This window comes from Candidatus Poribacteria bacterium (genome assembly GCA_021295755.1).
Classification (GTDB): domain Bacteria; phylum Poribacteria; class WGA-4E; order WGA-4E; family PCPOR2b; genus PCPOR2b.
In genome coordinates, this window is record JAGWBT010000253.1 from 1 (window position 1) to 2,109 (window position 2,109).

General features: G+C 45.0%; 4 protein-coding genes. All 4 read left to right on the top strand.

What is annotated here, in order from left to right; all coding sequences use genetic code 11:
• Positions 1–634: F0F1 ATP synthase subunit A (gene atpB / locus J4G02_23090; GenBank protein MCE2397394.1), on the top strand; the 634-nt coding region annotated here is incomplete at its 5' end.
• A 120-nt stretch (positions 635–754) separates the two neighbouring features.
• Positions 755–1,054 carry an ATP synthase F0 subunit C gene (gene atpE, locus J4G02_23095; protein ID MCE2397395.1) on the top strand — a complete coding sequence of 100 codons (300 nt, stop codon included), beginning with the start codon at positions 755–757 and terminating at the stop codon, positions 1,052–1,054.
• Positions 1,055–1,165: 111 nt separating this feature from the next.
• Positions 1,166–1,768, top strand: a complete 603-nt coding sequence (atpF, locus tag J4G02_23100) for a F0F1 ATP synthase subunit B (protein ID MCE2397396.1) — start codon at positions 1,166–1,168, stop codon at positions 1,766–1,768.
• 15 nt (positions 1,769–1,783) lie between these two features.
• A partial coding sequence (atpH, locus tag J4G02_23105; protein ID MCE2397397.1) for an ATP synthase F1 subunit delta occupies positions 1,784–2,109 on the top strand: 326 nt, incomplete at its 3' end.

Here is a 2,109-nt window from a genome sequence, read left to right on the forward strand (position 1 = left end):
GCGTTGGCATCAGCCGGATCTCATCCCCAACGCTTACTTCATAGTACTGGTTATTGCGCTGCTTTTTATCATTTCGACACGCAAACTTAAGCGACTCCCCGAAGGAAAAGGGCAAACACTTCTAGAGTTGTTTGTGGGAGGGTTAGTCAATTTCTTCGGCGGAATCTTGGGAGAACATGGAAAGAAATATGTCCCGTTCGTCGGATCTTTCTTCATCTTTATCATATTCTTAAACTATCTTGGCCTTATACCCGGTTTTCAATCTCCAACAGCGGATTTGAACACGACACTTGCGCTTGGAATCAGCGCAGTAATCGGCGTTCATATCATTGCAATTAAAGAGAATGGATTGGTCGGCTACCTGAAACATTTTGTCGGTGATCCACCGTGGTTGGGACCTTTGATGTTTCCGTTACACATCATCGGCGAAGTCGCACGCGCCGGTTCTCTAGCAATTCGACTTTTCGGAAATATCTTCGGTGAGGAATCCGTTATTATTAACCTAACTATTTTGGGGCTTGGAATTCCGGCAATCGCCGGGCTTATCCCATGGATGCCAGTTCAGGTGCCAATGCTGTTTTTCGGGCTATTTGGTGGGTTTCTGCAAGCACTCGTCTTCTCAACTAGAACATGATGAGGAAGGACATGGCGCGGAGGCACATCATTGATTGATGGGCGATGATTATCGCTCAGTTAATATTGTTTTTAGTTTTCTAATCCCAGCTTGGGGATCAAAATTAAAGGAGGAAGTTTCATGATTTATCTTGCAGTTTTAGCTTTCGGAACGGCACTCGGTCTACCGATTGCCGTAATTTTTGCATCTACCGCACAAGCAAGAGCAACGAGCACCGCTCTTGAAGGTATTGCGCGGCAACCTGAAGCAGCACCAAGGATTCAGACAGCAATGATCATCGGTTTGGCTCTTATCGAATCACTCGTGATCTATTCGCTGTTAATTTTTTTCCTGCTTATGGGAAAACTTCCAGAGGGACAGATGCTTCAAAGTATGATTGAGGCTGATGCTCAGAAACAGGTGCAGACCAGTCAGGAATAAGACGTGAAACGTGAAACGTGAAACGTGAATCTATTAACGTTTTGCGTTTTGCGTTACACACGCATTACTTTTCTTAGGCTATATACAATACCCTAACTTAAAAAAAATATAATGACAAAATTAACGTGGTTCTGTTTATTGCTTATTATCAACGTAATATTAATTGCTCCGACGAGTGGGTTCGCTGCAGAGGCAAGTGCCGAGAAACAGGGAATCTTAGCACAAATTGGAATTGATTTCCAAACTATTATCCTTCAAGCACTAGGCTTTCTTGTCGTGCTACTTGTGCTTTGGAAATTTGTCTTTGGACGAATTGGCGGACTATTAGAAGAACGGCAACAGGAAATCACATCGCGAATGGAGAAACTGGAGGCGGACCAAAGCGAGCTGGATCGACTGAATGCCGAAACCCGTCAACGGCTCAACGAAATTGAAACAGAAGGGCAGGCAAAGATCCAAGCCGCCATTGATGAAGGCAACGCCGAACGGCAGCGAATTCTTGATCAAGCGCGTCAGGAAGCGAGTGCGGAACTTGAACGGGCACGTGCCGAGATCCAACGCGAAAAGGACGAAGCCATCCTCGAACTACGAGGCACTGTTGCAGAGATTGCAATTGATGCTGCAAGCAGAATTATCGATCAGACCCTCGATGCAGAGAAACATCAGCACATCATTGATGAATCCATCAGTCGCCTTCCCACACAGAATGTCTAATATAAAGAAAATACGATGAGAGAAACTCGCATTGCTAAACCTTACGCACAAGCGTTGTATAGCGCAGCGACGGAGCAGAATATTTTAGATCAGATCGTTGCAGATGTGAATCAGGTCCTCGAATTGACTCAAGAATCGGAGGATTTCGATCAATTTTTGACCAATCCCATCCTATCGCCGCAGTTCAAGAGTGAGATGTTTCAACAACTTCTATCCGAAACTGTTCATCCGCTTACGCTTAACTTTCTGCTCTTGCTAGCATTGAAACAACGTGAGAGGTCCTTAGTTGCAATCTTACAGATGTTTCTGGAGATCGTTGATTTGCAGGCGGGTCGTGTCGT

Excerpts from the sequence above, each read along its gene's own strand:
- atpE (MCE2397395.1), top strand. The coding sequence starts at position 755 with ATGATTTATCTTGCAGTTTTAGCTTTCGGAACGGCACTCGGTCTACCG.
- atpF (MCE2397396.1), top strand. The coding sequence starts at position 1,166 with ATGACAAAATTAACGTGGTTCTGTTTATTGCTTATTATCAACGTAATA.